Raw genomic sequence first — 23,324 nt, 5'->3', positions numbered from 1 at the left:
CGGCATCGGTATGGATCTCGATTTCTCGCCCGTCTGGCAGGGCTGGCCCGACCTGCTGCGCGGCGCGCTCGTCACGGTGGAAATCACCGCCTGCGCGCTCGCCCTCGGCTGCGTGCTGGGCCTGCTGGTCGGCATCGGCCGGCTGAACCCGAAGCGGCGCTGGATCTACGGCGTGTGCACCGCGTACGTGGCGGCCATTCGCGGCACGCCGCTGCTGGTGCAGCTGTTCATCCTGTTCTTCGGGCTGCCGCACTTCGGCATCCTGCTGCCCGCGTTCCTGTGCGGCGTGCTGGGGCTGGGCGTGTACTCCGGCGCGTACGTGTCGGAGATCGTGCGCGGCGCGATCCAGTCGATCGACAAGGGGCAGACCATGGCCGCGCAGTCGCTGGGCATGACGCCCGGCACCGCGATGCGCCAGATCGTGCTGCCGCAGGCGGTGGTGCGCATGATTCCGCCGCTGGGCAACGAGTTCATCGCGCTCATCAAGAACTCGGCGCTGGTGTCGCTGCTGACCATTCACGACGTGATGCACGAGGGGCAGAAGATCATCAGCGTGTCTTATCGGTCGCTGGAGGTGTACCTGGCGATCGCCGTCGTGTACTTCGTGCTGACGGGCACGATGACGCTGGTGCTCAGGCACTTCGAGCAGAAGCTGCGCCAGGGCGGGTTGATGCGATGAACAGCGCACTGCGTTTCTCACGCGCCACCCTGCCTGTCACGCCCTGGAAAAACGGCGGCGGCACCACGCAGGAAATCATTAGCTGGCCGCAAGGCGCGGCGCTCGACAGCTTCGGCTGGCGCATCAGCATCGCCACCATCGCGGCGCCCGGCCCGTTCTCGGTGTTCGCGGGCATCGACCGCGTGATCACGCTGCTCGAAGGCGACGGGGTGCGGCTCTTCACGCAGGACGCGCGCATCGACCACGCGCTCGACGTGCCGCTGCAGCCCTTCGCCTTCAGCGGCGACGAGGCCATCGACTGCACGATGCGCGGCGGCCTGACCACCGACTTCAACGTGATGACGCGGCGCGGCCAGTGGCGTGCGGACGTGAAGGTGCTCGACGGCGCATCGGCCATCGAGCCCGCACCGCACGGCGTGCTGCTGGCCCTGCGCGGCGCGTGGCGCCTGAACGATGCGCCATGCGACGAAGGCGAGGGCCTGCACTGGGCCGACGCCGCACAGGCGTGGCAGGCGACGCCCGAAGGCCCCGGCGCGCGATTGATGGCCGTGCGCATCCTGCCGGCCTGACACCCGACAACCACGACGCGAGACACGATGACCCCCGCCAAAAACTACCCCTCGGCCGACGGCCTGTGGACCGGCCTGCGGCTGGCATCCGCGCCGCATGAAGAAGCCGCCGTCGCGGTCGCCCAGGGCGCGGTCCGCTGGGCCGGCCCGCGCGGCGCGTTGCCCGCCGAGTTCGCCGCCCTCGCTGCCATTGCGTCGCACGACGGCGGCGGCGCGCTCGCCACGGCGGGCCTGGTCGACTGCCACACGCACCTCGTGTACGGCGGCCAGCGCGCCAACGAATTCGCGATGCGGCTCGCGGGCGCGACCTACGAAGAGGTGGCGAAGGCCGGCGGCGGCATCGTCTCGTCGGTGCGCGCCACGCGCGAGGCCGATGAAGACACGCTGTTCGCGCAGGCCGCGCCACGCCTCGAGCAACTGCTGGCGGACGGCGTGTGCGCCATCGAGATCAAGTCGGGCTACGGCCTGTCGCTGGCGCACGAGCGCAAGCAACTGCGCGTGGCGCGCCGCCTGGGCGAGGCCTACGGCGTGACGGTGCGCACCACCTTCCTCGGCGCGCATGCGTTGCCGCCCGAATACGCCGACCGGCCGCACGGATCGGCCGACTACATCGACCTCGTCTGCAACGAGATGCTGCCCGCGCTCGCGGCCGAAGGCCTGGTCGACGCGGTCGACGTGTTCTGCGAACGCATCGCCTTTTCGCTGGCCGAAACCGAGCAGGTCTTCCAGGCCGCGAAGGCGCTGGGCCTGCCGGTGAAGCTGCATGCCGAGCAGCTGTCGGACATGGGCGGCGCCGCGCTGGCCGCGCGCTACGGCGCGCTCTCGTGCGACCACATCGAACACCTCTCCGCGGACGGCATCGAGGCCATGCGCCGCGCCGGCACCGTCGCCGTGCTGCTGCCCGGCGCGTACTACACGCTGCGCGACACGCACCTGCCGCCCATCGACGCGCTGCGCGCCGCGGGCGTGCCGATGGCGGTGTCCACCGACCACAACCCCGGCACCTCGCCCGCGCTGAGCCTGCTGCTGATGGTGAACATGGCGTGCACGCTGTTTCGCCTGACCGTGCCCGAGGCGCTCGACGGCGTCACCGTGCACGCCGCGCGCGCGCTGGGCCTGCAGGACACGCACGGCGCCATCGCCGCCGGCATGCCCGCCAACTTCGTGCTGTGGAACGTGCGCGAGGCGGCGGAGCTCGCCTACTGGTTCGGCCAGCAGCCGGTGCGTACCGTGGTGCGCCAGGGCCGTATCGCGATCGGAGCCTGACGAATGACGAAGACGCTTTTCGCAGCCGATGCGCTGCTGCCCCAGGGCTGGTCGAAGAACGTGCTGCTGGCATGGAACGACTCCGGCCAGCTCACGCAGGCGCAGGCCGATGCCCGGCGCCCCGCCGACACGCCTTCGGTCGACGGCCCGCTGATTCCCGGCATGCCCAACCTGCATTCGCACGCCTTCCAGCGCGCCTTCGCCGGGCTGACCGAACACCGCGCCGAGCAGCACGACAGCTTCTGGAGCTGGCGCACGCTGATGTACCGCTTTGCCGCGCGCCTCGGCCCGCAGCACATGGAAGCCATCGCGACCTGGCTCTACACCGAGATGCTGGAGGCCGGCTACACCAGCGTGTGCGAGTTCCAGTACGTGCACCACGATGTCGATGGCCGGCCCTACGCCGACGACGCCACGCTGAGCCTGGCGCTGCTGCGCGCCGCGCAAAAGACCGGCATCGGCTTCACGCTGCTGCCCGTGCTCTACCAGACCGGCGGCTTCGGCGACATGCCGCCCACCGACGGGCAGCGCCGCTTCATCCGCTCGACCGAGTCGATGCTGCGCCTGCTCGAAGCGCTCAAGCCCGTGTGCGACGCGCAGGGCGCGCGCCTGGGCCTGGCGCCGCATTCGCTGCGCGCCGTGCCGCCCGAAGGCCTGCGCGATGCCATCGCGGGGCTGGACGCCATCGACCGCACGGCGCCCATCCACATCCACATCGCCGAGCAGACCAAGGAGGTGGACGACTGCGTGGCCTGGAGCGGCCTGCGCCCGGTGGAGTGGCTGCTCGACCATGCGCCGGTCGATGCGCGCTGGTGCCTGGTGCATGCCACGCACATGAACGACGCCGAGTACGAATACGCCGCGCAGAGCGGCGCGGTGGCCGGCCTGTGCCCGACGACCGAGGCCAACCTGGGCGACGGCATCTTCGACTTCGCGAAATGGCGCGGCCATGGCGGCGCCTGGGGCGTGGGCTCGGACAGCCACGCCAGCGTGAACGCGGCCGAAGAGCTGTTGATGCTCGAGTACAGCCAGCGCCTGGCCAGGCGCCAGCGCAACGTGGGCGCGACGGCGGCGCAGCCGCATGTCGCCACGGCGTTCACGCTCGACGCGGTGCGCGGCGGTGCGCAGGCGTCGGGCCGCGGCGTGGGCGGGCTGGCCGCGGGCCAGCAGGCCGACTTCGTGCTGCTCGACGCATCGCACCTGGCGCTGCAGGGCCTGTCGGCGCCCGATATGCTGTCGGCCCACGTCTTCGCGAGCCACCGCACCTCGGCCATCGACACCGTGTGGGTGGCCGGCCGCCCGCGCGTCTCGGCCGGCCGGCATGCGCTGCACGGCGACGCCGCGGCGGGCTTCGTGGCCGCGCGCACCCAACTACTCAAGGATTGACAGACCCATGGCCACCTCGGCTTTCACCACCACCGAACCGGCGTTCCGCTTCCGCCAGGGCACGCGGCCGCTGCTCATCTCGATGCCGCACGTGGGCACGCACGTGCCGCCCGCGCTGGCCGCGCGCTTCACCGACGAGGCGCGCCACGTGCCCGACACCGACTGGCACCTGGAGCAGCTCTACGACTTCGCCGATGCGCTGGGCGCCTCGGTGCTGGTGGCCACGCACTCGCGCTACGTGGTCGACCTGAACCGCCCGCCGGACGGCGCCAGCCTGTACCCGGGCCAGAGCGTGACCGGCCTGTGCCCGGTCGACACCTTCGACGACACGCCCGTGTACGCGAACCCCGCCGACGTGCCGGGCGACGAAGAAATCGCGCAGCGCCGCGACGCCGTCTGGCAGCCGTACCACGCCAAGCTGGCCGAAGAACTCGCGCGCATCCGCACGCAGCATGGCGTGGCCGCGCTGTGGGACGCGCACTCCATCCGCTCGGTGCTGCCGCGCTTCTTCGAGGGCAAGCTGCCCGACCTGAACCTGGGCACCGGCAACGGCACCAGCTGCGATCCGGCGCTGGCCGAGACGCTGCTGCGCATCGCCAGCTCGGCCAAGGGCTACACCGGCGTGCTCAACGGCCGCTTCAAGGGCGGCCACATTACGCGCCAGTACGGCGACCCGGCCGGCGGCGTGCACGCGGTGCAGCTGGAGATGACGCAGTCGAGCTACATGCAGGAGCAGCTGCCGTTCGACTACCTGCCGCAAGTGGCGGCAGGTGTGAAGCCGTATGTGCGCGACATGCTGGAAGCGGTGCTGGCCTTTGCCGAGGCGCGCGCAGCGCGCTGAGTCGAGAACGCGCGCGCGGCGCGCTGGCTTCAGCTGCTTTCCAGGCTCACAAAGGTCCTGGAGAAATCGCCGAGCGCCAGGTCCTTCATGTGGATGCTGAAGCAGAGCGTGCCCGCGTCCCAGAAGCAGAAGCCGGGGCGGTTGTCCGACGCGAGCATCAGCAGGTTGACCCATTCGCCGGGCAGCCCGCCGCGCTCGGCCGACGCCTGCTCCTCGGGCGATTCGTGCTGCGTGAACACATGCGCGTTGACGAGGTGGCAGTCGTCTCGCCTCCCGCTTTCCACACGCTCCGCGCTCTTTCCTGACAGCTCTTCCTGCAGCGCCCAGTAGGCCTTCTGCAGCTTGTCGTTGTCCTCGATGTTCAACAGCACCGCGTCGCGGCCGGTCAGCCGGTCGCGCGCGTTGTAGAGGCTGGGCACCGATACGGTCGCGGTGGCGACCGCCTTGAAGCCAGGGAACACGTCGCCGTTCTCGAACGTGGCGTCGTCGGGGTACACGTAGGTCCGCAGCGACGAGGCGGGAGCGGTCGAGTGAATCACGCGGTGCTTCTGCAGCTCTTCCTGGTCCTCGCCGAAAAAGTAGAGCATGCCGTCGCGCGGCAGCCAAGGCTGCAACCCGGCGATGTCGGCCAGGCGCAGCTGCGCATAGAAGCGCCAGTGCGTGCCGTCTTCCGCGAGGGGAAACTCGATGTCGGGCGGCAGGTCGGGCGCGCCGCCGAAACGCGTGTTGCCAATGTGCGCATGGTCTTCCGGCTCGGTGGTGCGGTAGCACACGGCGTTGCGGGCCAGGCGCAGCAGCGCGGGCAGGTAGCGCTTGAGCTTGTGCCGGGCGCAGGCGGCTTCCAGCAGGGCCGCGTGCTCTGCGCTGTCGCGCGCCAGGAAGCTTTCGGGCTTCAGCGCGACGTCGATGTCGGGCCGATAGCGGATGTCCAGGTACAGCGCCTTGAGCTTGTTCTCGAGCGTGACCTTCCTGATTTTCTTCAGCGACGCCGGCAGCGAGACGAAGGGGTTCTTCTCGACGTTCAACAGCGTCAGCGCCGGCAGGTGGCCGACGCAGTCGGGCAAGGTGGTGAGCGCGTTGCCGGGCAGCACCAGCCGCTGCAGCCGCGTGAGGCTGCCGATGCTGTCGGGCAGGTCGCGCAGCTTGCCGTACTGCAGGAACAGCGCCTCCAGCTGCCCGAGCGCACCGAAGTTCTCGGGCAGGTGCTCGATGGCCGAGCCGCGCACGAACAGCTCCTTCAACGACGAGAGGGAACAGAACGCGTCGGGCAAGGCGGTGAAAGTCGCGTGTGCCGGCGACATGAATTGCAGCGACAGGAACTCAAGGTTCTCGAACTGCAGGATCTCGGGCGGAAAGGCCTCGATCTTCGGGGTGTCGCTTTGCCACGGTTGTTGGATCAGCAGCCGACGCACGCGTTCGGGCGGCACCTCGGCGGCCTCGGCGAGGCTCATGTAGGTGTGCGGTTGCAGGCTCACTTCGCCGGGCGTGAAAGCCTTGCGGATGTGGATGGGAACGCGCTTGCCGTCGTCGTAGCGCGATCGCATGTCGCCCCGCAGCTCGACGCACGAAGGCGTCAGCGTCACCGTGCCGTGGAAGCTGTCGAGCGCAAAGCCGCGCTCGTACAGGTGAAGTCGAAAGTGGCCGGCTGGTGCTGCGGCATATGCACCGTGCGCAGCGCTTCGCCGGTCTTGTCGTGGAAGAAGAACGCGCCGTAGGTGCCGAACTGCGGCGCGACCAGGCCCGGTGAAGGGTTGTCCACGTCGTCGGGCTGGAAGGCGGGCGCGTGCAGCGCCGCGTCGAACGCCACGGCAGTCGTGTGCAGCTCGAACTGCATGCCGCCGTCGACGAAGCTGGCCGAGGATTGCGCGGTGAACGCGAAGTGCGCGTCGCCGACCTGGAAGATGTCTTCTTGCATGGAGATGAAGATGGAAAGCGCCGGGTGCCTGCGCCCGACCTTGCCAGACCGGCAAGGCATGGGCAAGACCAAGGCCCGAAGGGGGCGGCCCCAAGTCCCGGGGCGGAACGGGGCGATGGGCTCGTTTCTACAATCGGGGGCTATGAAGCCCATCGTCTACACCCGCGGCCAGGCCTTGCCCGGCATCCTCGCAAAGCGCATCGCCATCCTCGACGGCGCCATGGGCACGATGATCCAGCGCTTCAAGCTCACCGAGGAACAGTACCGCGGCGAGCGCTTCAAGGACTTCGAGCGCGACGTGAAGGGCAACAACGAGCTGCTCTCGCTCACGCGGCCCGACGTGATCCGCGACATCCACGAGGGCTACCTCGCGGCCGGTGCCGACCTCATCGAGACCAACACCTTCGGCGCCACCACCATCGCGCAGGAGGACTACAAGATGGCCCACCTGGCGCGCGAGATGAACCTCGAATCCGCCAAGCTGGCGCGCGCGGCCTGCGACAAGTTCAGCACGCCCGACAAGCCGCGCTTCGTGGCCGGCGCGCTGGGCCCGACGCCCAAGACGGCGAGCATCAGCCCCGACGTGAACGACCCCGGCGCGCGCAACGTCGACTTCGAGTCGCTGCGCGCGGCGTACTACGAGCAGACCGAGGCGCTGGTCGAAGGCGGCGCCGACGTGATCCTGGTCGAGACCATCTTCGACACGCTCAACGCCAAGGCCGCGCTGTTCGCGGTGGACGAGTATTTCGACAACAGCGGCCAGCGCCTGCCGCTCATCATCAGCGGCACGGTGACCGACGCCTCGGGCCGCATCCTGAGCGGGCAGACCGTGACCGCCTTCTGGCACAGCGTGCGCCATGCGCAGCCGCTGGCCGTGGGCCTGAACTGCGCGCTGGGCGCGGCGCTGATGCGCCCGTACATCCAGGAGCTGGCGCGCGTGGCGGGCGACACCTTCATCAGCTGCTACCCCAACGCCGGCCTGCCCAACCCGATGAGCGACACCGGCTTCGACGAGACGCCCGACGTCACCTCGCGCCTGCTGCACGAATTCGCGTCGGCGGGGTTGGTGAACATCGTGGGCGGCTGCTGCGGCACCACGCCGGACCACATCGCGGCCATCGGCCGGGCCGTGGCGCCGGTGGCGGGCCGTGTGCTGGGCGGTGGCAGCAACGGCTTCTACCAGGAAGCGGCGTGAGAAGCCAAAGCCGTGTGAGCGATTTCGCCTCGCCGGCGTCCCGCCACTAAGCGTTTCGGGCTGATTGACGGCTTGTTGCTCCCTGCCTACGCTGGGTGCAAGGAGATCTTTCATGAACCCACTTTCCTGGCGCTGGACCGGCGCCGGCGCGCTGGCATTGGCCCTGGCCGTGCCGCTCGCGGCCACGGCACAGCAGGCTTTCACCCGCGGCACGGTCAACATGCGCGCCGGCCCCTCGGGCGACTACCCGCTGGTGACGCAGCTGGCGCCGGGCCAGCCGCTGGACGTGGTCGGCTGCACCAACGGCTACGGCTGGTGCGACGTGGTGCTGCCCGACGGCGAGCGCGGCTGGGTCTGGTCGCGCAACCTCGACTACGCCTACCAGGACCAGCGCGTGCCGCTGGCCACGTACGGCGCCCTCATCGGGGTGCCGATCGTCGGCTTCGCCATCGGCAGCTACTGGGCCGACTACTACCGCGACCGGCCCTGGTACGGCGACCGCCGCTGGTGGGGCAACCGGCCGCCGCCCCCGGTGACGGGCTGGCGCCCGCCGCCGCCGGTGCGTCCCGGCTGGCAGCCGCATCCGTGGAGGCCGGGGCCGGGGCCGGGGCCGGCGCCGGGGTTTAGGCCACCGGGACCCGGGTTCCGCCCACCGCCCGCGCCGGGCTTTCGTCCGCCGGTGGACCCGGGCTTCCGGCCGCCGCGGCCCCAGCCGGGGTTCCGCCCCGGGCCGCCGCCGGGCATGCCGCATCCGCACCCGGGTGGCGGTGGACGCCCGCACGGTGGCGGGGGTGGGCATGGGGGTGGCCACGGCGGCGGAGGCCATGGCGGCGGCCACGGCCGCTGACACCGGCGCGGCCACCGGCGGCTAGAGCGCGCCGGTCTTCACCCCGCCGGGCTTCCCGCTGCAGGTGTTCGCCGCCTGCCGGTCGCGCCCGATCAGCGACACGAAGCGCTGCGCGCCCAGCCCCAGCGGCCGCTCGCGCGACCACACCACGTCGACCCACAGATCGAGCCCGTTGCTGAGGTTTTCGAACGGAATCTCGATGAGCGCGCCCGCCGCGACGTGCGGCTTGGCGAAGTTGCGCTGCAGCCAGCCCCAGCCCAGCCCGGCGGTGATCAGGCTCAGCGCGGCCAGCGCGTTGTCGGTGCGCCAGACGTGGCGCGCGAACACGAAGCGCGGGTCGCTGGTGGCCAGGTCGCGCCCGGCCACGACGATCTGGCGGGTGTTGGTCAGGTGGTCTTCGCGCAGCCGGCCGCCGTTGGTGGCGAGCACCGGATGGTCGGGCGCGATGACGGCCACCATCAGGTCGCTGCCCACTTCCTGGAAGCCCTCGCGACCGTCCAGGCTGGGGCGCTCGAACACCAGCGCCAGCTGCGCGCGCCCGCTGTGCAGCAGGGCCAGCGCGTCGGCCTGCGGCGCGGCCAGCACCTCGACCTGCAGCAGCGGATGCTCGCGCGCCAGTTCGGCCAGCGGGCCGCTCCAGGGCGCGGCCAGCAGCTCGGGCGCGATGGCGATGGTGAGCCGGTCTTCCAGCCCCTGCGTGAGCGCCAGCGCCTGCACCTGCAGCTGCCTGAGCTGCGAGGCCAGCAGCCGCGCCTGCGGCTCCAGCGAGCGCGCGGCGGGCGTGGGCTGGGGCTCGCGGCCGCTGCGATCGAAGAGGGGCAGGTCGAGCTCGGCCTCCAGGTTGGCGATGGCCATGCTCACGGCCGACGGCACCTTGCGCAAAGCCCGCGCCGCGGCGGAGAAAGAGCCTTGGTCGATCACGGCCAGGAAAACCTCGACGTTGTCGCTGGAGAAAGCCATGCGGCCTCCGATCTGTCAATAAAACTGAAACAAGTTAACTTTTTATATCAGCGCACGACACATAAAGTCCAGTCATCGCAGTCAGAAACCGAAGAGAAAAGTCATGCAGGGCATTCAACGTCGCATCGTCTACATCAGCCTTTACGAAGGCATTGCCATCGTCGCGGCTAGCGCCGGGCTGGCGCTCATGACGGACGCCGGCCTCGGCCATTCGGGCGTGCTGGCGGTGGCCGCCTCGGTCATCGCGGTGATCTGGAACCTGGTGTTCAACTGGTTGTTCGAGCGCTGGGAGTCGCGCCAGGCCGTGCGCGGGCGCAGCGTGCGCCGCCGCATTGCGCACGCCATCGGCTTCGAGGGCGGGCTGATCGCCTTCCTGGTGCCCATGTTCGCGTGGGGCCTGGGCGTGTCGCTGTGGCAGGCCCTGGTGATGGACCTGGGGCTGGTGGTGTTCTTCCTGGTCTACACCTTCGTCTTCAACTGGGCCTTCGACCGGGCCTTCGGCCTGCCGGCCTCGGCCACGGGCGAGTGCCAGCCCGCGTAAGCCTGCGCTTACTTATCTGCCACTGTCCGCCGGCTTGGGCTGGCCGGTGGCGCGCAGCGCCAGGGCGCCGTTCAGGCGCAGCTGTTCGGCCTCGTTGAAAAGCATCTCGCGCAGCTGCGCTTTCTCGGCCGCCGAAGCATTGGCGTAGCGGTCGAGGCGGGTGTTCCATTCGTGGTCTTGCTGGTCGAGCGTCGCCAGGTTGCGCGCCGCCTCATGGCCATGGGTCTTGCTGCGCTCGGCAAAACGCTCCTGGGGGCTCGCGCCGCGGGCCTCCAGCGCCTCGGTCTGGCGCATGGCGTCGACATGCGCCACGGCCTCCTTGCGGGCCTCGCGCTGCTCCGGTGAGAGCCAGGCCTGCTCGCTCTGCTCGAGCGCGGCGGCACGCTGCTCGGGCGTGAGCGCGGGGTTGGCCAGCGCCTCCATCTTGTCGGCCATGAAGTGGTCCTGGCGCATCTGCTCGCCGAACAGGCCTTCGATTTCCTCGGGCCTGAAGAACTGGCGGCGCAGCGCGTCCTGGGCCTGCAGCGCGCGGCGCAGGTAGGCGGGGTCGCCGGGCACCGGGGGCGGCATGGCGTGCATCGCTTCCTGCAGGTCGACATAGCGCTCGAACAGGCCGAGCGCGCGCACGCGCCAGTCTTCGCGCAGGTACTTGGCGAGCAGGGCAGGGGCCTTGGCCATCAGCGCAGCCTTGCTGTCGGCCTGCGCTTCGTGGAGGACGCGCTCGAAGATGGCGACGAGCGCGTCGTTCAGCAGCGCATCGGGGGCGTCGGGGGCCGCTGGCGCGGTGGTCGCTGGAACAGCCGACCGCGCGGTGGACGACACGGTGGCTGCCGCCGCCGCGGCATCGGCGTGGCCGGCCGCCGGCTCGCCCGCGGTGGGCTCCGCCGCCAGCCAGCCGCCGATGCCGATCAGCACCGCGCAGCCCGCGCCCCACAACATCAAGCGCGTGCGCATGTGCATGCGAATGCCCTCAAAGGCCCGCGCTTTTTAGCCGCTCCGCGTGCTCCGTGTAGATCGCGGGCACCTTCTTCTCGCGGTACGGAAAGACGCTGCCGTAGGTGTTGCCAAGCACCTGGTTGATCGCGTCCAGGTGGTTCTGGCGGTAGTCGCCCAGGTGGGTGCCGAGCCGGGTGGTGCAGGTGGCGACCAGCCCGTCGTTGGCCTCGCCGAAGAAGGCGAAGGTGCCCAGCGCCTGCAGCGGAAAGTCGCTCAGGTCGAACAGGTTGAAGCCGGTCGACGCGCCGGCCCACGAGTAGTAGCGCACGCCGTCGACCACCGACGCGCCGCTCTTCACGTCGCACGACGACCCCGCCGGCGGGCGCGCCTGCGGAAACTTGCGGTCGAAGGCCGCGCCGCCCACCGTGGTGAGCGAGGTCAGGGCGCTCAGCGGAGCCTCGGGGTAGTCGCTCGTGTTCCGGCCCGACAGCACGCCGACCGTGCGGTTCCAGTGGTTGACGACCTTCAGCGCCACGGTCTGGAGAAAGCCGCCCGGGCGCAGCGAGGCCAGCAGGTCGGCCACCTTCGAGCCGCCGTTCGTGCCGCTCACCGACGTAACCGACGCGACCAGGTCCGGCGCCACGGCCGCCACGTAGCGCGCGGTGGGCGCGCCTTGCGAGTGGCCGATCAGGTTGTACTTCTGCGAGGGGTTCTGCGAGAGCGCGCGCAGCGTGCGCAGCTCTTTCAGCAGTTGCTCGCCGCGCACCTCGGAGGTGTTGGTGCCCGAGAGCTTGGCCACGTAGATCTTGCCGCCCGCCTGGACCAGCGCGCCCCGAATGCCGTAGAAATAGTCCACGCCCAGCACGTTGTCGAAACCGAGCAGACCGTGGACCAGCACGATGGGGTATCTGGTCCTGGCTTCGTCGGTGGTGGCGCGGGCCGGCAGCGCGACGGCCGTCGCTGCGGCCACGGCAGCGAGGCCGCAGCGGAACACGACGGCGCGCGCCGCGCGCACGGGTTTGGCTGCAGGCCGCAGCGATGCATGGTTGTCTCTGGCCATTTTGGCTCTCTCCCTTTGGCGTTGCTCGAAAAACGAACGGTCGTTCGAAAACAACTGGGCGGATTCTGTGGCGCAGCCCCTGGAATGAAACTGGGGTTTCCCCCCGGCACATTTCGAATCGCCCTAAAATGCGCGACTTCCCAAGGAGCGTTGCAGCGGTGGGCCTCGCAGGCCTTCCGTCAGGCTTGGGGCGACAACGACGCTCGCCTGTTCGACTCTTCCGCAGGTGAGGCCATGTCCCAGATTTCCGCTCCGTCTTCAGCTTCAGATTCCGCTCCCGACTCCTCGCTTCCGGGCTCTCCCGCGCCTGCCGTCGCTCCCCCGCCCATGAAGCTGTCCGGCCTCGAGCCGGTCGCCATCGGTGCGGACACGCTGTTCGTCAACATCGGCGAGCGCACCAACGTCACCGGCTCCAAGGCCTTCGCGCGGATGATCCTGAACGGCCAGTTCGAAGAGGCCCTGGCCGTCGCGCGCCAGCAGGTGGAAAACGGCGCGCAGGTCATCGACATCAACATGGACGAGGCCATGCTCGACAGCAAGGTCGCCATGGTCCGCTTCCTGAACCTGATTGCCAGCGAGCCCGACATCGCGCGCGTGCCGGTGATGGTCGACAGCTCGAAGTGGGACGTCATCGAGGCCGGGCTGCGCTGCATCCAGGGCAAGGGCATCGTCAACTCCATTTCCATGAAGGAGGGGGTCGACAAGTTCAAGCACGAGGCCAAGCTGGTGAAGCGCTACGGCGCCGCCGCCGTGGTGATGGCCTTCGACGAGAAGGGCCAGGCCGACACCTACGCGCGCAAGATCGAGATCTGCGAGCGGGCCTACCGCATCCTGGTGGACGAGGTCGGCTTTCCGCCCGAGGACATCATCTTCGACCCGAACATCTTCGCCATTGCCACCGGCATCGAGGAGCACGACAACTACGCGGTCGACTTCATCGAGGCCGTGCGCTGGATCAAGGAGAACCTGCCGGGCGCCAAGGTGTCGGGCGGGGTGAGCAACGTGAGCTTCAGCTTTCGCGGCAACGACCCGATGCGCGAAGCGATCCACACCGTGTTCCTGTACCACGCCATCAAGGCGGGCATGGACATGGGCATCGTCAACGCCGGCATGGTGGGCGTGTACGACGACCTGGAGCCCACGCTGCGCGAGCGCGTGGAAGACGTGGTGCTCAACCGTCGCCCCGATGCCGGCGAGCGCCTCGTCGAGATCGCCGAGACCGCCAAGAGCGGCGCCAAGGACGAGAGCAAGCGCCTCGAATGGCGCGGTACGCCCGAGCAGCCGGTGCACGTCAACCAGCGGCTCTCGCACGCCATGGTGCACGGCATCACCGACTTCATCGTGGAAGACACCGAGGAGGCCTACCAGCAGATCCTGGCCAAGGGCGGCCGGCCGCTGCACGTGATCGAAGGCCCGCTCATGGACGGCATGAACATCGTGGGCGACCTGTTCGGCGCCGGCAAGATGTTCCTGCCGCAGGTGGTGAAGTCGGCGCGCGTCATGAAGTCGGCCGTGGCCCACTTGCTGCCCTACATCGAGGAAGAAAAGCTGCGCGACGAGGCCGCGGGGCGCGACGTGCGCACCAAGGGCAAGATCATCATCGCCACGGTGAAGGGCGACGTGCACGACATTGGCAAGAACATCGTCACCGTCGTGCTCCAGTGCAACAACTTCGAGGTGGTGAACATGGGCGTGATGGTGCCGTGCCACGAGATATTGGCGCGCGCCAAGGTCGAGGGCGCGGACATCGTGGGCCTGTCGGGCCTGATCACGCCCAGCCTCGAAGAGATGCAGTTCGTGGCCGGCGAGATGCAGCGCGACGACCATTTCCGCATCAAGAAGATTCCGCTGATGATCGGCGGCGCCACCACCAGCCGCGTGCACACGGCCGTGAAGATCGCGCCGCACTACGAAGGCCCGGTGGTCTACGTGCCCGACGCCTCGCGCAGCGTGAGCGTGGCGCAGAGCCTGCTGTCCGACCAGGCCTCGGCGTACATCGACGAGATCAACGCCGACTACGACAAGGTGCGCACGCAGCACGCCAACAAGAAGCAGGTGCCGCTGTGGCCGCTGGCCAAGGCGCGCGCCAACAAGACGCCCATCGACTTCGCGAACTACCTGCCGCCGGTGCCCAAGTTCATCGGCCGGCGGGTGTTCAGGAACTTCGACCTGACCGAGCTCGCCAAGTACATCGACTGGGGCCCGTTCTTCCAGACCTGGGACCTGGCCGGGCCGTTCCCCGCCATCCTGAAGGACGAGGTCGTCGGCACCGAGGCCGTGCGCGTGTACGCCGACGGCCAGCGCATGCTCAAGCGCCTGATCGAGGGGCGCTGGCTCAGCGCCAGCGGCGTGGTCGGCTTCTGGCCGGCCAACACGGTGAACGACGACGACATCGAGCTGTACACCGACGAAAGCCGCAGCGAAGTGGCGCTCACCTGGTACGGCATGCGCCAGCAGACCGAGAAGCAGGCCATCGAGGGCGTGATGCGCCCGAGCCGCTGCCTGTCGGACTTCGTCGCGCCCAAGGCGAGCGGCGTGAAGGACTATGTGGGCATGTTCGCCGTCACCGCGGGCCTGGGCGTGGAGAAGAAGGAGAAGTACTTCATCGACGACCTGGACGACTACTCGGCCATCATGCTCAAGGCCCTGGCCGACCGGCTGGCCGAGGCCTTCGCCGAGGCGCTGCATCACCGCGTGCGCACCGACCTGTGGGGCTACGCGGCCGACGAGGGCCTGAGCAACGACGACATGATCGCGGAGAAATACCGCGGCATCCGCCCCGCGCCCGGCTACCCCGCCTGCCCCGACCACAGCGTGAAGGGCCCGATGTTCGACCTTCTGGCGTGCGCGGACATTGGCATGACCCTGACGGAAAGCCTCGCTATGATGCCGGCCGCCAGCGTGAGTGGTTTCTACCTGGGTCACCCCGATGCGACGTACTTCAACGTCGGCAAGATCGGGCACGACCAGCTGCAGGACCAGGCCGCCCGGCGCAAGCAAAGCGAAGCCGAGCTCGAGCGCCTGCTGGCGCCGAACCTTTGAACCTGCCGGCCGGCGTGGCCGCCCGGCACCGGGAGTTGTTATTCAGAAGCTGATGTTTGCAGCCGCGCACTACGCGGCATTGGCGGTTTTCGTGTTCAGCTGCTGGGGGTACGGCCGCGCGCTGCTCGGCCGGCTGGCGCCGCCGCCGCGGCGCGACGCGGGGCTCGAGGCGGCCATGGCCGTGGCGCTGGGCGTCGGGTTCTTCATCTGCGCGTTCCAGGCGCTGGCCATCTTCGGTGCCTTCAAGACCGGTGCCACCGTGGCCGTGGTGGTGGCGGGCTTCGTCGCCGCGGCGGTGCAGCTGCCCCTGTGGCTGCGCGAGCGCCGCGCCCTGCGCGCCGGCGAGAGCCGCGCACCGTGGACCCGCGCGGAGCGCATCGCCGCCATGGCGCTGGCGCTGGTCGCGTTGCCCGCGCTGGTCGCGCCGCTGGTCCCGCCCATCGCCTTCGACGAGCTCATGTACCACCTGCCGTACGCGCGCCAGGTGGCGCAGCAGGGCACGCTGGGCATCCACGACTGGCTGCGCTACCCCTGGTTCCCCTACAACTACAACCTGCTCTACGCCGCTGCGCTGCAACTGGGCGACGACGTGCTGCCGCACTTTCTCAATGCGCTGGCCGGCGCGCTGTCGGTGTTCATGGTGTACCGCCTGGGCGTGCTGCACGCGAGCCGGCTCACGGCCTGCATCGGCGCGGCCATCTGGCTGGGGCTGGGCGACTATTCGAACGCGCTCATCGACATGGGCGTGGCGCTGTTCGTGCTGTCGGCCTGCGTGGCGCTGTGGTGGTGGCGCGAATCGGCGCCGGCAATGCCCGCGGCCGCCCAGCGCGGCGTGCATGGCGGCATGCGCTGGCTCGGCGTGGCCGCGTTCTGCCTCGGGGTGGCGGCAGGCTGCAAGTACCAGGCGCTGATCTTCCTGCCGCTGGTGGCGCTGTTCGTGGTTCGCCACGAGCGCCGCGTGAAGGCGTGGGCGCTGGTGCTCGGCTGCTTCCTGCTGCCGTGCGTGTACTGGTATGCGCGCAACGCCGTCATGACGGGTGACCCGTTCAACCCCATCGGCGCGCGCGTCTTCGGCTTCACCGAATGGACGCCGGCCGACTACGTGCAGCAGGTGGCCGACGTGCGCGTGCACGCCGAGATGCCCAACGCGCTGATCTGGTCGGTGTTCTTCGCGCCGTTCAGCATCTGGTGGAAGCGCTCGGCCGCGGTGCGCGCGGCCGGCTGGTTCTGCCTGTACTCGGTGGTGGTCTGGGTCGTGACCTCGCGCTACCCGCGCTACCTGACGGCCTCGTTCCCGCTGCTGGCGGCCATCGCGGCCATCGGCTGGCAGGTGCTGTTCGGCTGGGCGGCGGCGGGCGTGCGCCGGTTGTTCGGCGTGGGCAAGCCCGGGCACGACGAGGGTGCTGGCGCCGGTAGCGTGGCCACCGGCGCCATGAGCCGCGACACCGCGCGCGGCGGCGCCCGCGTGGCCGACTGGATTCCCGTGCTGCTGCTGGCCGTGCTGGCCGCGGTGGCGGTGCGCCAGACCGCGGTGAAGGTCGCGATGATCTCCGTCACGCCCGAGGCGCGCGAGGCCGTGCTGCGCCAGCACGTGCCCGGCTATGCCGTCATGGACTACCTGCGCCACAACGCCACCGGCCGCGTCTACCAGATCGCGCTGAACGAGGCCATCTACTACGGCCCCAACCCGATCTGGGGCGACACCCTGGGCCCGTGGCGCTACACCGACTTCGGGGCGCTGTCGGGCGGTGACCTCGCGCGCAAGCTCGGCGGCCTGGGCTTCACGGCCGTCGTGCTCCCCAACTCGGTGGTGCCGGTGTTCAGCGCGCGCACCGATTTCGACAAGCACTTCGCCGTGCAGTACGAGAAAGACGGCAGCCGGGTCTACCGTATCCTTCCCGCCGCACCATGACCGACACCGAAGCCTCCTCCCTCCGCGACGACAGCCGCCGCGCCCTGCGCATTGCCGCGGTCATCCCTTGCTACAACGAGGCGCTGGCCATCGCGCAGGTGGTGGCGGGCTTCAGGGCCGCGCTGCCCGAGGCCGAGATCCACGTCTTCGACAACAACTCCAGCGACGATACGGCCGCCGTAGCGCGCGCGGCCGGCGCCACTGTCACGCACGTGGCCTTGCGCGGCAAGGGCAACGTGGTGCGGCGCATGTTCGCCGACGTGGAGGCCGACGTGTACGTGATGGTCGACGGCGACGCCACCTACGACACCGGCGCCGCGCGCCGCCTCATCGAGCGCCTGGTGCGCGACAACCTCGACATGGTGGTGGGCAGCCGCGTGGACGACGGCCACGACGCGCTCACCTACCGCGCCGGCCACCGCCTGGGCAACCGCATGCTCACGGGGGCGGTGGCGCAGTTGTTCGGCGGCGGGCTGACCGACATGCTCTCGGGCTACCGCGTGTTCTCGCGGCGCTATGCCAAGTCGTTTCCGGCGCTGTCGCGCGGCTTCGAGACCGAGACCGAGCTCACCGTGCACGCGCTGGAGCTGCGCATGCCCTACGCCGAGGAAAGCACGGCCTACAGCACGCGGCCCGAAGGCTCGGTGAGCAAGCTGTCGACCTACCGCGACGGCTGGCGCATCCTGAAGACCATCTGCAAGCTGTTCGTGAGCGAGCGGCCGCTGCAGTTCTTCTCGATCATCGCGGCGATCCTGGTGGCGTTGTCGGTCGGGCTGGTGGTGCCGCTGTTCATGACCTACATGCACACCGGCCTGGTGCCCCGGCTCCCCACGGCGGTGCTCGCCACGGGCTCGATGCTGGGCGCGATGCTGTCCTTCGTGTGCGGCATCGTGATGCATACCGTGACGCTGGGGCGGCAGGAGACCAAGCGGCTGCGCTACCTGGCGATTCCGGGCGTGCGCGAAAACGCTTCCCGCCGCGACAGCGACAGCCTGCCCCCCGCTTCGCGATGAAGATCGGGCGCGAGTTTCTTTCCTTCGCCGTGGTCGGCGTGGTGGGGCTCGTGGTCGACGTGGTGGTGCTCTACGTGCTGGCGCCATGGCTGGGCTGGTACGTGGCGCGCGTGCTGTCGTTCCTGGCGGCGGCAACGACGACATGGGCGTTCAACCGGCGCTACACCTTCGCATCGCGCATCGGCGAGGGCGGATCGGTGTGGCGCGAGTACCTCGGCTACCTCGTCACCATGCTGGGCGGGGCGGTGCTGAACTACGGGGCGTATGTGCTCACGCTGCACTGGGTCGAGGGACGCTGGGCCGCGGCGCTGGGCGTGGCGATCGGTAGCCTGGCGGGCATGGGTGCCAACTTTTTGTCGGCGCGGTATCTGGTGTTCAGGGCTCGCTAGGCGCAAAGCAAGGCGAACCCATCGCCGTGGTGTCTTGTCCCCTCTCCGGCAGGGAGAGGGAACACAACGCGCAAACGCTCAGTGCGCGCCCGACACCACCACCGGAATCTCCGTCGCAGGCGGCGTGTTGCGGCTGCGGCCCGAGCGCACGATGCCGTCGATCATCACCATGCCCACGCCCGGAATGTCGCCCAGCTGCACGCTTTCGAGCAGGCCCGCCGCCGGCGAATGCTGCGCGCGGTCCATGAAGACGAAGTCGGCGTCGCGGCCCACCTCGATCAGCCCGCAGTTCAGCTTGCGGATCTTCGCGGTGTTGCCCGTGGCGAAGCAGAACACCAGCTCCGCCGGAATGTTCGCGATGGACGACAGCATCGCCACCATGCGCAGGATGCCCAGCGGTTGCACGCCCGAGCCCGCGGGGCCGTCGGTGCCCAAAATAACGCGATGCGGGCACTTGAGCTCCAGCGCCGCCTTGGCCGCCGCGATGGCCACCTTCTCGTTGCCGTTGTGCACGATCTCGATGGCGCGCGTGCTCTTCTCGCACAGCTCGCACACATGCGCCTCGGGCAGCGAGGTGTGGCCGCCGTTGATGTGGCCGATGATGTCGGCGTCGGCTTCGAGCACCACGTCCTTGTCGATCAGGCCCGAGCCCGGAATCGACGGGCCGCCCGTGTGGATCGTGCTTTGAATGCCGTACTTGCGCGCCCACGCCACCATTTCCTTCGCCTGGTAGCCGGCCTTCACCGAGCCCAGGCCCACTTCGCCCAGCAGGCCCACGCCGGCCTCGGCCAGTTCCTTGAAATCGCTCTCGACCATGCCCTGCTCGATGATCGGCGCGCCCGCCAGCACCTTCACGCCGTTGGGGCGGAAGTTGTCGAACGCACGCTGCGCGGTGATGGCCAGCGCCTTCAGGCCGACGATGTCCTTCGGGCGGCCGGGCAGGTGCACCTCGCCGGCCGAAATCATGGTGGTCACGCCGCCGTGCATGGTCGACTCGATCCAGCCGATCTGGCCCTGGCGCGGCGTCCAGTCGCCGAACACGGGGTGCACGTGGCTGTCGATGAGGCCGGGCGCCACGCAGGTCTTGCGCGCGTCGATGACGGTCTGCGCGCCTTCGAGGTCGCAGTCCTTTTCCTTGCCGACCGCCACGATGAGGCCGTCGTTCACCACGATGGTGTCTGCGTCCAGGATGGGCTTGTCGATGTCGCCCGAGAGCAGCAGCCCTATGTTCTTGATGACGACCTTGCCCGACTTTGCGCCGGCTGCGATTTCTGCCATTTCGATGTGTCCTCGTGGGGTGGGGGAGTGGTGTTGTTGTCTTGCGCTTCCTGCAGCTCGTCCGCGCGCACGGTGCGCAGCAGCGTCTCGATCACGAAGTCTTCCCAGTGCGTGACGGCTTCCGGCGACTCCATCGGCTCGCCGAGGAAGGCCGTGAGCGTGTGGCGGTTCGAGGTGTAGAAATAACCCGTGGAGGCGATCAGCAGGTAGATGTCGCGCGCCACCAGGTCCTTGCGGAACAGGCCCTGGGCGGCGCCGCTGGCCAGTATTTCCGCAATGATCGCCACCGCGCGCGACGAGTACTCGCGTGCGCGCAGCGACTTCGAAATGTGCCGGCCCTTGTGCAGGTTCTCGGTGTTCAGCAGCGTGACGAACTCGGGGTTCTTGCGGTAGTAGCCCAGCACGAAGCGAATGACTTCGGTGAGCGCCTCCACCGGCCGCGTGGCGTCCATGGCGATCGCGGCCTCGGCGTCGTCCATGCGCTTGTAGATGCCTTCGAGCACGGCAATGAAGAGGCCTTCCTTGCTGCCGAAGTAGTAATAGATCATGCGGTCGTACGACTTGGCGGCCTTGGAGATCTTCTCCACGCTGCCGCCGTCGTAGCCGTACTTGGCGAACACCTTGGTCGCCGATTTCAGGATGCTGTCGCGCGTGGCCTGGGCGGCCGCCTCGCGCACGCCCGTGCGACGCTGGGGCTTGGTCTTGGGTGCGGAGCGGCTGTCGGCCATCGGGCGCGGTGTTGCGTCTGGGTTGCCGGTGCGCTTACTTCTCTGCGAACGCGCGCTCGACCACGAAGTCGCCCGGCGTGCTCGTGTTGCCTTCCTTGAAGCCGCGCTTTTCCAGGATGTGCTTCAGGTCGACCAGGAGGCCGGGGCTGCCGCACAGCATGACGCGGTCTTCCTCGACGTTCAGCGGGGGCAGGCCCAGGTCGTCGGTGAGCTTGTTGTTCTCGATCAGGTCGGTGATGCGGCCCTGGTTGCGGAACTCTTCGCGCGTGACGGTCGGGTAGTAGAGCAGCTGCTTCTCGATCATCTCGCCCAGGATCTCGTGCTTGGGCAGGTGGTCGGTCACGAGGTCGTGGTAGGCCAGCTCGTCGACCTGGCGCACGCCGTGCACCAGGATGACCTGTTCGAACTTCTCGTAGGTGTCCGGGTCGCGGATGATGCTCATGAACGGTGCAAGGCCGGTGCCGGTGCCGAACAGGTACAGGCGCTTGGCCGGCAGCGTGTAGTCGATGAGCAGCGTGCCGGTGGGCTTGCGGCCCACGATCACGGTGTCGCCCACCTGGATGTGCTGCAGCTTCGAGGTGAGCGGGCCGTCTTCCACCTTGATGCTCAGGAACTCGAGATGCTCCTCGTAGTTCGGGCTCACGATGCTGTACGCGCGCAGCAGGGGCTTGTTGTTGACCTTCAGGCCGATCATCGTGAAATGGCCGTTGGAGAAACGCAGCGCCGGGTCGCGCGTGGTGGTGAAGGTGAACAGGCGGTCGGTCCAGTGGTGGACGCTCAGGACGCGTTCTTCGCTGAATGCACTCATACGGAACTCAAGAGTTGGTTGGTAACAGGGAGGACTGGCTGAGCCGGCATGCACGCCCTTGGGGCGAAACCTGCCGGCCGGCTCCGAACCCTCCATTGTCGTTGGTCGGAAAAACCCCGATGGATACCGCGAGAAAACACCATTGCAAGCATCGGGCCCGTTTGCTACATTGATCTCGAATGTAGTGAACGCAACATGAAAGTGTAGGGAATGCTACACAAACGCAAGTCGCCGCACAAGCGGGCAGACGGCACGTTTGTTGCAACGACCCAAGCACCGGAATTGCCCCTCACTCATGACCGACACGCTCCACGAGATCGCCCCGATGACTGAACACACCAAGACAGATGGCCTCCCCGGCATGGACATGCCCGTGCTCGCGGAAGCGGGCGCCTTCGGCAAGGCGCCGCCACGCAACGAGCGCATGAGCACGGCCAAGGTCGAGTGCAACGCCTGCCCGGTGCTGTGCCAGATTTCCGACGGCCGCACCGGCGCCTGCGACCGCTACGCCAACAAGGACGGCGTGCTGGTGCGCGTCGACCCTGTGGTGCTGCTGCGGCGCACCGTGCAGAGCGACGCGCCCACGCTGGTGCCCTTCAACCGCTCGGGCGCGGAATCGACCGATGCTGCAGACGCAGCAGTGGCCGTCGTCGATCCCGACTGGAACGGCGACCTGCTGCACGCCGACGAGGTCTTCGTCACCGGCGTGGGCTCGTCCACCACCTACCCCGACTACAAGCCCGCGCCCTTCATCGTGGCTTCCAAGGCGCAGGGCGTTGACATGGTCACCGTCGTCACCGAAGGCATCTTCAGCTACTGCAGCTTCAAGGTGAAGATCGACACCGACCGCTTCCTCGGCTCCGAGCAGGCCAACGTGCGCTACCGCGGCGAGGTGGTGGGCCACGTCACCACGGCCGAGTACGGCTCGCAGATGCTGTCGCTGGGCGGCGTGCACCACCTCACCGGCGGCAGCAAGAAAGAAGGCCGCATGACGGCCGAGCTGATGCAGTTCCTGGGCAACAAGAAGGCCGTGGAGTGCACCATCGACGGCGGCTCCACGCTCGTCATCCAGGCCGGCAAGGCGCCCATCGTCAACGGCGTGGAAGAGCAGCGCATGCGCGTGGGCTGCGGCTCGGCGGCCGTGGGCATCTTCGCGCGGCAGTTCGCGGGCGTGGCCGACGAGGTGGTGGTGGTGGACGACCACATCACCGGCGTGCTCACCGAGCACCAGGCCGGCCGCTGCCTCGACATGGCGCCGTCGGGTATCCAGATGCTGGGGCGTAAATCGACGCCGGGGCGCTACTTCCAGGTGGCCAACCCGGGCAACGGCTGGGGCGGCACCGACATCGCCGATCCGCTGTCGATCATCGAAGGCTGGGAAGAGGGCGTCGCGCGCCCCGGCCTGCGCCTGCTCATGACATCGACCACCGGCGAACATGCGCAGTGGTATGTGCTCGACGACGCGCTCAAGCCCGTCGAGCACCCGATGCCGGCCGAAGTGAAACGCATCGTCGAGCGCATCGGCGAGAACTGCGAACCATCGCTGTGCACCGTGCTGTTCCTCGGTGGTGCGGGCGGCAGCCTGCGCGCGGGCGTCACCGAGAACCCGGTGCTGCTCACGCGCGCCATCAAGCGCGCGCTGGTCAACGTGACCTGCGGCGGCGCGCCGGCCTATGTGTGGCCCGGCGGCGGCATCACCGTGATGGCCGACGTCATGCGCATGCCCGACAACAGCTTCGGCACCGTGCCCACGCCGGCCATCGTCGCGCCCATCGAGTTCAGCATGCGACGCGACGACTACGAGGCGCTCGGCGGCCACATGGAACACATCTTCCCCCTCGAGCAGGCGCTTGCGCGCGGTGCGTGGCAGGAAGACGGCGCACCGCTCGCGCGCCAATGGCTCGCGATGGACGATGCCAATCCGTGGCCGCTCGGCCACGCCCCCATGCTGGGCTGACC

General features: G+C 69.0%; 21 protein-coding genes and 1 riboswitch. Of the genes, 13 read left to right on the top strand and 8 right to left on the bottom strand.

Annotated elements, in window-relative coordinates; genetic code table 11:
• Positions 1-10 precede the first annotated feature (10 nt).
• From AB6807_RS16515 to hutG, 5 genes are read left to right on the top strand one after another with little or no spacing between them, the layout of a single operon-like run.
• Positions 11-679 (top strand): amino acid ABC transporter permease, encoded by a 669-nt coding sequence (locus tag AB6807_RS16515; protein WP_116911621.1) that lies wholly within the window; start codon positions 11-13, stop codon positions 677-679.
• A complete protein-coding gene (locus AB6807_RS16510; RefSeq protein WP_371085417.1) occupies positions 676-1,248 on the top strand; it encodes a HutD family protein in 573 nt (190 codons plus the stop codon). The genes AB6807_RS16515 and AB6807_RS16510 overlap by 4 nt, the downstream gene beginning before the upstream one ends.
• 27 nt (positions 1,249-1,275) lie before the next feature.
• Entirely contained in the window at positions 1,276-2,514 is a 1,239-nt protein-coding gene (gene hutI, locus AB6807_RS16505) for an imidazolonepropionase (RefSeq protein ID WP_371085416.1), read from the top strand.
• Between the two features lie 3 nt (positions 2,515-2,517).
• Positions 2,518-3,900: a formimidoylglutamate deiminase gene (locus AB6807_RS16500; protein ID WP_371085415.1), complete on the top strand. Its 1,383-nt coding sequence runs from the start codon at positions 2,518-2,520 to the stop codon at positions 3,898-3,900.
• A gap of 7 nt (positions 3,901-3,907) precedes the next feature.
• Entirely contained in the window at positions 3,908-4,741 is an 834-nt protein-coding gene (gene hutG, locus AB6807_RS16495) for an N-formylglutamate deformylase (RefSeq protein WP_371085414.1), read from the top strand.
• A gap of 29 nt (positions 4,742-4,770) precedes the next feature.
• On the opposite strand, the gene AB6807_RS16490 is transcribed toward hutG, so the two are convergent.
• Both AB6807_RS16490 and AB6807_RS16485 read right to left on the bottom strand, forming a co-directional pair.
• On the bottom strand, positions 4,771-6,324 hold the full coding sequence (locus tag AB6807_RS16490) for a DUF1963 domain-containing protein (protein WP_371085413.1): 1,554 nt from the start codon (positions 6,322-6,324) through the stop codon (positions 4,771-4,773).
• Positions 6,321-6,656, bottom strand: a complete 336-nt coding sequence (locus tag AB6807_RS16485) for a hypothetical protein (RefSeq protein WP_371085412.1) — start codon at positions 6,654-6,656, stop codon at positions 6,321-6,323. Before AB6807_RS16485 ends, AB6807_RS16490 begins: the two co-directional genes overlap by 4 nt.
• 142 nt (positions 6,657-6,798) lie before the next feature.
• Between AB6807_RS16485 and AB6807_RS16480 the strand changes: the two genes are divergently transcribed.
• Complete coding sequence (locus AB6807_RS16480; protein WP_116911615.1) at positions 6,799-7,851, top strand: homocysteine S-methyltransferase family protein; 1,053 nt, start codon at positions 6,799-6,801, stop codon at positions 7,849-7,851.
• A gap of 112 nt (positions 7,852-7,963) precedes the next feature.
• The gene (locus AB6807_RS16475) at positions 7,964-8,698 is read left to right on the top strand and encodes an SH3 domain-containing protein (protein WP_371085411.1); all 735 of its coding nucleotides are present in this window, start codon (positions 7,964-7,966) and stop codon (positions 8,696-8,698) included.
• Between the two features lie 21 nt (positions 8,699-8,719).
• Here the strand turns inward: AB6807_RS16475 and AB6807_RS16470 are convergent, their stop codons facing one another.
• Complete coding sequence (locus tag AB6807_RS16470; RefSeq protein WP_371085410.1) at positions 8,720-9,658, bottom strand: LysR family transcriptional regulator; 939 nt, start codon at positions 9,656-9,658, stop codon at positions 8,720-8,722.
• Positions 9,659-9,761: 103 nt separating this feature from the next.
• On the opposite strand from AB6807_RS16470, the gene AB6807_RS16465 reads away from it, so the two are divergent.
• Entirely contained in the window at positions 9,762-10,199 is a 438-nt protein-coding gene (locus tag AB6807_RS16465) for a PACE efflux transporter (protein WP_116911612.1), read from the top strand.
• Between the two features lie 12 nt (positions 10,200-10,211).
• Here AB6807_RS16465 and AB6807_RS16460 read toward each other — a convergent pair whose 3' ends face one another.
• Together AB6807_RS16460 and AB6807_RS16455 are read right to left on the bottom strand one after the other, a co-directional pair.
• Complete coding sequence (locus tag AB6807_RS16460) at positions 10,212-11,159, bottom strand: lipase secretion chaperone (protein ID WP_371085409.1); 948 nt, start codon at positions 11,157-11,159, stop codon at positions 10,212-10,214.
• Positions 11,160-11,169: 10 nt separating this feature from the next.
• Positions 11,170-12,195, bottom strand: a complete 1,026-nt coding sequence (locus tag AB6807_RS16455) for an esterase/lipase family protein (RefSeq protein ID WP_371085408.1) — start codon at positions 12,193-12,195, stop codon at positions 11,170-11,172.
• Positions 12,196-12,331: 136 nt separating this feature from the next.
• Positions 12,332-12,407, top strand: a riboswitch (S-adenosyl-L-homocysteine riboswitch).
• 115 nt (positions 12,408-12,522) lie between these two features.
• On the opposite strand from AB6807_RS16455, the gene metH reads away from it, so the two are divergent.
• From metH to AB6807_RS16435, 4 genes are read left to right on the top strand one after another with little or no spacing between them, the layout of a single operon-like run.
• A complete protein-coding gene (metH, locus tag AB6807_RS16450) occupies positions 12,523-15,237 on the top strand; it encodes a methionine synthase (RefSeq protein ID WP_371085407.1) in 2,715 nt (904 codons plus the stop codon).
• Between the two features lie 52 nt (positions 15,238-15,289).
• Entirely contained in the window at positions 15,290-17,149 is a 1,860-nt protein-coding gene (locus AB6807_RS16445) for an ArnT family glycosyltransferase (RefSeq protein ID WP_371085406.1), read from the top strand.
• On the top strand, positions 17,146-18,162 hold the full coding sequence (locus AB6807_RS16440) for a glycosyltransferase family 2 protein (RefSeq protein ID WP_371085405.1): 1,017 nt from the start codon (positions 17,146-17,148) through the stop codon (positions 18,160-18,162). Before AB6807_RS16445 ends, AB6807_RS16440 begins: the two co-directional genes overlap by 4 nt.
• Complete coding sequence (locus AB6807_RS16435) at positions 18,159-18,551, top strand: GtrA family protein (protein ID WP_116911607.1); 393 nt, start codon at positions 18,159-18,161, stop codon at positions 18,549-18,551. Before AB6807_RS16440 ends, AB6807_RS16435 begins: the two co-directional genes overlap by 4 nt.
• A gap of 78 nt (positions 18,552-18,629) precedes the next feature.
• Here the strand turns inward: AB6807_RS16435 and AB6807_RS16430 are convergent, their stop codons facing one another.
• The 3 genes from AB6807_RS16430 to AB6807_RS16420 are packed head-to-tail and all read right to left on the bottom strand — an operon-like array spanning position 18,630 to position 21,365.
• On the bottom strand, positions 18,630-19,829 hold the full coding sequence (locus AB6807_RS16430; RefSeq protein ID WP_116911606.1) for an amidohydrolase family protein: 1,200 nt from the start codon (positions 19,827-19,829) through the stop codon (positions 18,630-18,632).
• Positions 19,775-20,557, bottom strand: coding sequence for a TetR family transcriptional regulator (locus tag AB6807_RS16425; RefSeq protein ID WP_116911605.1), 783 nt, complete (start codon positions 20,555-20,557; stop codon positions 19,775-19,777). The genes AB6807_RS16430 and AB6807_RS16425 overlap by 55 nt, the downstream gene beginning before the upstream one ends.
• 34 nt (positions 20,558-20,591) lie before the next feature.
• Positions 20,592-21,365: a ferredoxin--NADP reductase gene (locus AB6807_RS16420; protein ID WP_116911604.1), complete on the bottom strand. Its 774-nt coding sequence runs from the start codon at positions 21,363-21,365 to the stop codon at positions 20,592-20,594.
• Positions 21,366-21,690: 325 nt separating this feature from the next.
• Between AB6807_RS16420 and AB6807_RS16415 the strand changes: the two genes are divergently transcribed.
• Positions 21,691-23,322 (top strand): 6-hydroxynicotinate reductase, encoded by a 1,632-nt coding sequence (locus tag AB6807_RS16415; protein WP_371085404.1) that lies wholly within the window; start codon positions 21,691-21,693, stop codon positions 23,320-23,322.
• The last annotated feature ends 2 nt before the right edge of the window (positions 23,323-23,324 follow it).

The sequence above is a fragment of the Variovorax sp. RCC_210 genome (genome assembly GCF_041355175.1).
Classification (GTDB): domain Bacteria; phylum Pseudomonadota; class Gammaproteobacteria; order Burkholderiales; family Burkholderiaceae_C; genus Variovorax.
Note: the sequence above shows the minus strand (reverse complement) of the source record. Positions and strands in the feature narration are given on the sequence as shown.

Excerpts from the sequence above, each read along its gene's own strand:
- AB6807_RS16440 (WP_371085405.1), top strand. The coding sequence starts at position 17,146 with ATGACCGACACCGAAGCCTCCTCCCTCCGCGACGACAGCCGCCGCGCC.
- AB6807_RS16445 (WP_371085406.1), top strand. The coding sequence starts at position 15,290 with ATGTTTGCAGCCGCGCACTACGCGGCATTGGCGGTTTTCGTGTTCAGC.
- AB6807_RS16510 (WP_371085417.1), top strand. The coding sequence starts at position 676 with ATGAACAGCGCACTGCGTTTCTCACGCGCCACCCTGCCTGTCACGCCC.
- AB6807_RS16475 (WP_371085411.1), top strand. The coding sequence starts at position 7,964 with ATGAACCCACTTTCCTGGCGCTGGACCGGCGCCGGCGCGCTGGCATTG.
- AB6807_RS16460 (WP_371085409.1), bottom strand. The coding sequence starts at position 11,159 with ATGCACATGCGCACGCGCTTGATGTTGTGGGGCGCGGGCTGCGCGGTG.
- AB6807_RS16465 (WP_116911612.1), top strand. The coding sequence starts at position 9,762 with ATGCAGGGCATTCAACGTCGCATCGTCTACATCAGCCTTTACGAAGGC.
- AB6807_RS16415 (WP_371085404.1), top strand. The coding sequence starts at position 21,691 with ATGACTGAACACACCAAGACAGATGGCCTCCCCGGCATGGACATGCCC.
- AB6807_RS16435 (WP_116911607.1), top strand. The coding sequence starts at position 18,159 with ATGAAGATCGGGCGCGAGTTTCTTTCCTTCGCCGTGGTCGGCGTGGTG.
- AB6807_RS16425 (WP_116911605.1), bottom strand. The coding sequence starts at position 20,557 with ATGGCCGACAGCCGCTCCGCACCCAAGACCAAGCCCCAGCGTCGCACG.
- AB6807_RS16470 (WP_371085410.1), bottom strand. The coding sequence starts at position 9,658 with ATGGCTTTCTCCAGCGACAACGTCGAGGTTTTCCTGGCCGTGATCGAC.
- AB6807_RS16515 (WP_116911621.1), top strand. The coding sequence starts at position 11 with ATGGATCTCGATTTCTCGCCCGTCTGGCAGGGCTGGCCCGACCTGCTG.
- AB6807_RS16455 (WP_371085408.1), bottom strand. The coding sequence starts at position 12,195 with ATGGCCAGAGACAACCATGCATCGCTGCGGCCTGCAGCCAAACCCGTG.
- AB6807_RS16500 (WP_371085415.1), top strand. The coding sequence starts at position 2,518 with ATGACGAAGACGCTTTTCGCAGCCGATGCGCTGCTGCCCCAGGGCTGG.
- AB6807_RS16420 (WP_116911604.1), bottom strand. The coding sequence starts at position 21,365 with ATGAGTGCATTCAGCGAAGAACGCGTCCTGAGCGTCCACCACTGGACC.
- AB6807_RS16480 (WP_116911615.1), top strand. The coding sequence starts at position 6,799 with ATGAAGCCCATCGTCTACACCCGCGGCCAGGCCTTGCCCGGCATCCTC.
- hutG (WP_371085414.1), top strand. The coding sequence starts at position 3,908 with ATGGCCACCTCGGCTTTCACCACCACCGAACCGGCGTTCCGCTTCCGC.
- AB6807_RS16430 (WP_116911606.1), bottom strand. The coding sequence starts at position 19,829 with ATGGCAGAAATCGCAGCCGGCGCAAAGTCGGGCAAGGTCGTCATCAAG.
- hutI (WP_371085416.1), top strand. The coding sequence starts at position 1,276 with ATGACCCCCGCCAAAAACTACCCCTCGGCCGACGGCCTGTGGACCGGC.
- AB6807_RS16485 (WP_371085412.1), bottom strand. The coding sequence starts at position 6,656 with ATGCAAGAAGACATCTTCCAGGTCGGCGACGCGCACTTCGCGTTCACC.
- metH (WP_371085407.1), top strand. The coding sequence starts at position 12,523 with ATGAAGCTGTCCGGCCTCGAGCCGGTCGCCATCGGTGCGGACACGCTG.